The organism is uncultured Lactobacillus sp. (genome assembly GCF_947367125.1).
Lineage (GTDB): Bacteria > Bacillota > Bacilli > Lactobacillales > Lactobacillaceae > Lactobacillus.
Genome location: NZ_CANBCQ010000013.1, coordinates 44,375 through 51,586 on the forward strand (window position 1 = coordinate 44,375; position 7,212 = coordinate 51,586).

Here is a 7,212-nt window from a genome sequence, read left to right on the forward strand (position 1 = left end):
TTTTTGGAGGTTATCGTAGAAAAATAACTTTCAATAACGAATTGTTTTTTTAATTAATTTCATTGGTTGATTCGGAATAATTGAGATGTTAGATATAATGAAAGACGAAATGAAGAGAGATAATTTAAAGTTTACTGTTGCTGAATTATCAATTGATGATGTTACTTCAATGCTTGAAGCAAACGGTTGGGTATCAGAAAACTAATTATTTCGAACTTAATTGAGCATTCCTAATTACTTCACAAAAAAGTGGAGCAAAAACTTTACTAACTTATAGGTTTAATTCTGATAGTATATTGGAATTAACCTTTTATTTTTCTTTTTTCAAAGATAAAAAGTGTCTGGGAAAAAACTAACTCTTAGATGCCCAAAAACGATCAATCCAACTCTTGATTTTAAGTTGGTTGACCGTCTTTGCCGGCCGCTTTTGGTTTTAGCCAAACGTTCTAATGTAGTCGTTGTTTAAAATTCATCTACTTCGTAAGCCTTAAGATCACGGACCTGATCAGTTGTGGCAGCTTGAACGATGATCTCATTTTGGATTTCATCGTTCTTTTTTCAGTCTAGAAATTATTTTTTTAAAATTTTTTTCAAAATAAAAAAGAAAAATCGACTTTTTTTGCGTAATAAATAGTGTGAGGTAAAAAAGGAGGATTTTATGAAAACACGAGAGGTTGTCAACGAGTTACTTATTTCAGCAATTACTAAAAGGGCTAGCGATATTTTCTTTTTTCCGAAAAAAGAGGGGTTAGTTGTAGAATTTCGGACAGAAAAAGGCGTTATTGAGCAGACAACTTTTTCTACAGATTTTGGCAAAGAAGTTATTAACTTTTTTAAATATAGTGCGCAAATGGATATTGCTGAACATCGTCGGCCTCAAGTAGGTGCCATGATTTATGAGAGCAATGGACATGAATATTGTTTACGTTTATCTAGTTTGGGAGATTTTTCTGATCAAGAGTCATTAGTAATTCGGGTGATTTACGGCATTGATCATAGTCAGTATTTTTTCCCAGAGCAGTTAGAAATGATTAAAAAAGTTGCTCAGAGTAGGGGATTAATTATTACTAGTGGACCGACTGGTTCTGGTAAAACGACAACGATGTACGAAGTTGCTAAAAGCATGAGTCAGAACAAAGTGGTGATGACCATCGAAGATCCCGTTGAAGTTCATGAACCTTCTTTTTTGCAAGCACAGGTCAATAACGAAGCAGGAATTGATTATCAAAGTTTGTTAAAAGCAGCCCTGCGACATCGTCCAGATATTTTGATTATTGGTGAAATTCGCGACCAAGGAACGGCACGATTGGCCGTTGATGCCGCTTTAAGTGGACACTTAGTTTTTGCAACTATTCATGCTAAAAGTACTTTGCAAACTATTTCGCGACTTGAGGGGCTAGGGATTAGACGCGATGAATTAGCCAATTGCTTAACGGCAGTTTCATATCAGCGTCTACTAGTTAGTCAGGGAAAGCTGAAATGCTTAATGGATATCGCAGCTGATTCCTTGCTCAAAAGTGAGCTGGAAAAATCAATTCGGAGTGAGTTCGTTAATTGGCAAGAAAACTTAGAATTTTTGTGGAAGGGAGGAGATATCAGTAATGAAGTATATCGGCAATTCCAAAAAGGATAAGCTCAATGGTGAAGAACAGCTGGCCTTCTTAGATTATTTAAAACATAGTTTAGATAATGGTTTTTCTTTGATTAATTCTATCAAGTTAATGCCAGCACTTTGGCCTAAAAAACGAGAACTAATGAAGAAAATGGCACTTCAAATGCAAGAAGGAGCAAGTTTTAGTGCAGAGTTGCTCAAATTAGGTTTTTCTAAAACAACAGTAACTCAGGTTAACCTGGCCTTGCAGCAAGGAAATTTAGTTGAATGCTTGCAGCAATTAGCAACACTGAATCGGCTAAAACAAGAACAGTTTAAAAAATTGCGTGCAGAATTATCCTATCCGTTGGTATTAGCGATAATGATGGTACTGTTATTAGTATTTATGCAATCGTTTGTCTCAACTCAATTTAGTGATAGTAATGATCATTCGGGCGATGTTGTCATGCTGGGATTGATTATCGTTGTATTACTCGGTTTATACTTTTTGGCAAAAATTGTGACTTTACTCAATCAGCAGGATTATGATTCCATGAAAAAGTTGATTAAATATCCACTAATTGGTCAGGTAGTCATGCTTTATATTCATTATTTATTGGTTTATGACATTGGAATGCTGCTAGCTAGTGGCTTTTCCTTGCAGCGAATGTGTGAATATGCGGCAAAGCAAGAAAAGGGATCATTGCAACAAGCGTTGGGGCAAAAAATAGGTCATGATTTGGCTGAAGGCAAAAATCTCGAAGAGATTATTATGGCAGAAAGTTTTCTACCAAATAGTTTGCTGATTTTGTTGCAAACTGGTTCTGAAAGAAAGAGTTTGAGTAAACGATGTCTATTATTGGGACGCAGTTTATTTTTGGATTTAACTGAAAGAATAGAAAAATTAGTTGTTAATGTGCAGCCGGTTTGTTTTATTTTGATTGGTTTATGCATTATTGGGATGTACTTAAAGTTATTGTTACCAATGTACTCAATGATGCAGGGCTTGTAGGAGGATAAAAATGAAAAAGAAGATGAAGAAATATTTAGCAAATATTATGGCTAAACGCCGTAAGCAAGAGGGATTTACCTTGATTGAAATGGTAGTGGTAATTGCTATTATTGTGATTTTGATTTTGTTAATTGTGCCTAATTTGATTAAGCAAAAACAAACCGCTGAAACTAAGACTGCCAGTGCCTTTAAGACCACTTTACAAACGCAGGTTGAATTATATAAAGATGAGCACGATGTACCTAAGAACTTTGATGAGTTAAAAAAAGGCGATTATTTGACTAATGATCAAATCCAAAAAGCTAATAAGGAGTTCATCTTGGAAAACGGTAATGTGGTTGAAAAAAAGAAATAAGATTAATGGCTTTTCTTTATTAGAAGTAATAATTACTCTGGGAGTTTGCTGCGGGATTTTACTAATTGGCAGTTTACAGTTGAAAAGATATCAAGAAAAATTAATCTTTGATAATACGGTTAAGCAAGTTACTACTGCGCTTGATCAGACATCTAGATACAGTACGATTAAAGAAGTTACTATTGGCGTTTCGTATTTATCAAAATCACATAAAATTGTTTTCTCTGGCGGAGAATATCAAAAAAATGTATCGATTGACCCTAATATTAGAATTACAGGGTTAGATCATTTTAAATTTAATTTAACTGGCTATTCCAGACCAGGTACAGTGACTTTAACTGGTTATGGCTTGGAAAGAAAATTGAAATATCAAATGCTGTGGGGAAGAGTAACGGAATGATCAAACTTAAGGGCTTTTTAGTAATTGAAAGTTTTATCGCGATTATTATTGCGGTAATTGCTGTTAGCTGCTTGTATGTGACAGTAGCTGAAAATCAGAAAAATGGTCGTGAACTAGAGCTAAAGACAGATCGCGCTTATGCTTATCATATTTTAAATAAAACTGACTTAAAACAAATAATGGTTCATAACCGAATTTATCAAAAGGCAGGACATCATCATGTTTGGGATACGACGACTGAGCAAACTTTTGCGGTTAAAGAGTAGGGGATTTATGCTTGCTGAAGCGATGTTTTCTTTATTTATTACGATGATGGTCTTGCTGATTTTGCAAAATTTATTATTAAGCATTAAAAAAGCAAACTTAAATCAAAATCAACATGTTAATGAAGTGGCATATGCTTATGTGCAGCTAGAAAATTTTATGCATGCGGAAAAAATTAAGACGGTATACCCGCTTCCTAAATTAGCTACGAGTAATAGCGCTTCTTTTAAATGCATTGATCGAAAGGGAGAAGAAACAACTTATCGGATTGAGTATTATCGCAAAAATATCCTGAAGGTATCTGGAGCGGGTAAAGGATATATGCCGCTACTATTTAATGTTAAGGATGCGGATTTTAAAACTACTAAAGATAAAATTATTATTCGCGTGAATGAAAGAAATAAGGGAAAATCTGATTTAGTTTTTCAGCTTGATGAGGAACGAGAAAAAGAAAATGATAAAGCGAAGAAAAAAGAAACATAAAGTAAAAGGCAGCGCCTTATTAAGTAGTGTATTAGTTTTAATGACTACACTCTTGTTTATCAAAATGTATCAAGACATTTATCGCGCTAGTATGGAAAATAATCGGCTAATCATTGAATGTTTAACCGGTGATTGACTTTCCTTGCACCTCTTTACCCCTTTCTATAAAATAATTAGGGTATGGGGGGACCTTTTATGGAAAATTTTGAAAAAATCTTTAATCAGTTCTTAGATTGCGTGCAAACTTTGCAAACTGCTTTAAATGTGTCATTTACCGAAGCTTTAGTGGAAACTTTTGATAACTTAGAAAGTGGCAAAATTAAAGTTGAAAATGGTGCACCAGATGAAAAAACGGTGGCTGAACTAAGTAAAAAATATCAAGCGTTGAATTATGATGAAATTAGTCAAAAAGAAAAAGCACAAGTTTTTACTTTTCTAACTTTAAAAGCTGTTAATGATGATGGCTTTGACGTTAATCAAATGCCAACACCACCTGCAATTGCTACGGTAGTGGCAATGTTAATGCACAAGTTATTAAAAGATCAGAAAATGGAAATTGTTGATCCAACTGTTGGTACAGGCAATTTGCTTTTTTCAACTATTTCGCAACTTAAGGCACTTAATCATTCCAAGGATAATTATCAATTAGTAGGAATTGATAACGATGAAGACATGTTAAGCCTAACTGATGTAGCTGCACATTTGAACAATATTGAGATTGATTTATATCATCAAGATGCTTTGATGCCATGGATGTGTCCTAATGCAGATGCCATTGTAAGTGACTTGCCTGTGGGCTATTATCCAGTGGATGAGAATGCTAAAAACTTTGAAAACAAGGCCAATAAAGGACATTCTTTAGCTCATCTATTATTGATTGAACAAATTATCAATAATTTGAAGCTAAATGGCTATGCCTTTTTGGTAGTGCCTAAGTCGATTTTGTCAGGCAAAATTGGGGCTGACTTTATGCCATGGCTAACTAAAAAAGTTTATTTAAAGGCAATCGTAGAATTACCAGATGACATGTTTAAGAATAAGTTTAATCAAAAATCAGTTTTGGCTTTCCAAAATCATGGTGATGAAGCTAAGGCCAGTGAGGTTTTATTAACAAAACTTGATTCCTTGAAAAAAGAAGAGTCTTTAATCCAATTTAATGTTAAACTGGACGAATGGTATGCAAAAATTAACCATTAGTCTATCAAACACTTATTTTTATGAAAGAAGAGGATTTATTTTTTATGAAAAAAGTTTTGGCAATCAACTCTGGTAGTTCATCTTTTAAGTACAAATTGTTTTCACTGCCAGATGAAAAGGTTCTTGCCAAAGGAATGGCTGATCGAGTAGGGCTTTCAAATTCATCATTTGAAATTAAATTAGCTGATGGAACTAAGCATGTTGAGAAAACTGAGATTCCAGATCAGGAAGCTGCAGTTAGCTTATTGCTTAAGTTTTTAAAGGGTTATCATGTTGTTGAAGAGCTGACAGAAATCGTTGGTGTAGGACATCGTGTGGTTAATGGTGGAGAATATTTTAATGATTCTACTATTATTACCAAGGAAAATTTACCTAAGATTTATGAATTATCTGATTATGCGCCACTTCATAACCCTGCAGAAGCCCGTGGGATTGAAGCATTTATGAATGTTCTTCCAAATGTGCCTGAAGTTGCGGTCTTTGATACTACTTATCATCGCAATCTTGATCCAGTTCATTATTTATATTCACTCCCTTATGAATATTATGAAAAATATGGTGTACGTAAATATGGTGCTCATGGTACCTCGATTCGTTATACGGCTCCACGCGCAGCAAAATTGTTGGGCAAAGATTTAAGGGACTTAAAATTAGTAATCTGTCACTTAGGCTCAGGTGCTTCAATTACCGCAGTTAAAGACGGCAAATCTTATGATACTTCAATGGGATTTAGTCCAATTGCTGGAATCACGATGTCAACTAGAACTGGTGATATTGACCCTTCATTGGTGCAACATTTAATGAAGGTAGAACACAAGTCAATGGATGAAATGATTTATATCATGAATAATAAGTCAGGTTTGTTAGGCTTGTCAGGCATTTCACCAGATATGCGTGATATTCGAAAGAGCGATAGTGAACGTGCAAAGTTAGCCAGACAAATTTTCATCAATCGAATCATTCGCTATGTTGGTGCTTATATTGCTGAAATGGGTGGTGTTGATGCAATTATCTTTACTGCTGGAATTGGAGAAAATGATACAGGCATAAGAAAAGCAGTTCTTAATGCTTTTGGTTATATGGGCGTTGAAGTAGACGATGATGCCAATGAAAATGTAAGCGAAGGCGTAATTACTCAATCAAGTTCAGATATTAAGGGAATGCTTATTCCAACTAATGAAGAATTAATGATTGAACGTGACGTAGTTCGTTTAACTAATATTGATTAAGCATTTTAATCGCAAAACAATGGAGGTCTATGCTATAATAATTAAGTATCTCAAGGGGATGTTTTGGGATTCGACAGGCGTAGACCCGCATTGACTGCGGTTCGTAGGTTACGACTACGTAAAAACGTTACAGTTAAGTATAACTGCAAATAACAAAAATTCTTACGCATTAGCTGCTTAATTTAGCGCATGTGTTGCTCTTTGTCGGTTTACTTGCGGCTGACACTGAGTATCAACTTTAGCAAGTTACGTTTAACTACCTCACCTGAATAGTTGAAAAGAGTCTTAACAGGTTAGCTAGCTCATCCTAGCCCTGTTATATGGCGTTTTGAGCTAGTGAAGTTCAAGTAATATAACTATGATCGTAGAGGTCAATGACGAGATGCGTTTGGACAGGGGTTCAATTCCCCTCATCTCCATAGATAGCCGCTCTAGAGTAATTCTAGAGCGGTTTTTTGTTAGTCATAGATCTACATTTTAGTTATGATTAATCCATAAAAATAAGTATTAAACATTATAAGCAGGAAACCATATAATAAATACTAGTTTAATACTTACTTTAGATAATTGAAGAGGATAAGTAATAATGACTGAAACTGTCAAATCGAAACTGTCAAATCTTTTGTGTAAATAGATCTTTCTCGTAAATTGATTTTTTAATTATTTATTTAATCAAAGTAG

At 34.5% G+C, this 7,212-nt stretch carries 8 protein-coding genes, 1 other RNA gene and 1 pseudogene; 9 read left to right on the forward strand and 1 reads right to left on the reverse strand.

Annotation, left to right across the window (positions count from 1 at the left end; translation table 11 throughout):
- Positions 1-324: 324 nt before the first annotated feature.
- Positions 325-513, reverse strand: a pseudogene (locus Q0Y84_RS12315) (hypothetical protein); the annotation flags it as partial.
- Between the two features lie 145 nt (positions 514-658).
- Here Q0Y84_RS12315 and comGA point away from each other — a divergent pair.
- From comGA to ssrA, 9 genes are all read left to right on the forward strand, one after another.
- On the forward strand, positions 659-1,633 hold the full coding sequence (gene comGA, locus Q0Y84_RS05060; protein ID WP_297951452.1) for a competence type IV pilus ATPase ComGA: 975 nt from the start codon (positions 659-661) through the stop codon (positions 1,631-1,633).
- Positions 1,602-2,603, forward strand: a complete 1,002-nt coding sequence (locus Q0Y84_RS05065) for a type II secretion system F family protein (protein ID WP_297951453.1) — start codon at positions 1,602-1,604, stop codon at positions 2,601-2,603. The genes comGA and Q0Y84_RS05065 overlap by 32 nt, the downstream gene beginning before the upstream one ends.
- A gap of 10 nt (positions 2,604-2,613) precedes the next feature.
- The gene (gene comGC, locus Q0Y84_RS05070) at positions 2,614-2,958 is read left to right on the forward strand and encodes a competence type IV pilus major pilin ComGC (RefSeq protein ID WP_297951454.1); all 345 of its coding nucleotides are present in this window, start codon (positions 2,614-2,616) and stop codon (positions 2,956-2,958) included.
- Positions 2,936-3,358 (forward strand): type II secretion system protein, encoded by a 423-nt coding sequence (locus tag Q0Y84_RS05075; protein ID WP_297951455.1) that lies wholly within the window; start codon positions 2,936-2,938, stop codon positions 3,356-3,358. Before comGC ends, Q0Y84_RS05075 begins: the two co-directional genes overlap by 23 nt.
- The gene (locus Q0Y84_RS05080) at positions 3,355-3,624 is read left to right on the forward strand and encodes a hypothetical protein (RefSeq protein ID WP_297951456.1); all 270 of its coding nucleotides are present in this window, start codon (positions 3,355-3,357) and stop codon (positions 3,622-3,624) included. The genes Q0Y84_RS05075 and Q0Y84_RS05080 overlap by 4 nt, the downstream gene beginning before the upstream one ends.
- Positions 3,578-4,105 carry a ComGF family competence protein gene (locus Q0Y84_RS05085; protein WP_297951457.1) on the forward strand — a complete coding sequence of 176 codons (528 nt, stop codon included), beginning with the start codon at positions 3,578-3,580 and terminating at the stop codon, positions 4,103-4,105. The genes Q0Y84_RS05080 and Q0Y84_RS05085 overlap by 47 nt, the downstream gene beginning before the upstream one ends.
- A gap of 195 nt (positions 4,106-4,300) precedes the next feature.
- Complete coding sequence (locus Q0Y84_RS05090) at positions 4,301-5,302, forward strand: class I SAM-dependent methyltransferase (RefSeq protein WP_297951458.1); 1,002 nt, start codon at positions 4,301-4,303, stop codon at positions 5,300-5,302.
- A 44-nt stretch (positions 5,303-5,346) separates the two neighbouring features.
- Positions 5,347-6,531, forward strand: a complete 1,185-nt coding sequence (locus Q0Y84_RS05095; protein WP_297951459.1) for an acetate kinase — start codon at positions 5,347-5,349, stop codon at positions 6,529-6,531.
- 54 nt (positions 6,532-6,585) lie between these two features.
- Positions 6,586-6,953, forward strand: a transfer-messenger RNA (tmRNA) gene (ssrA, locus tag Q0Y84_RS05100).
- Positions 6,954-7,212: the final 259 nt, after the last annotated feature.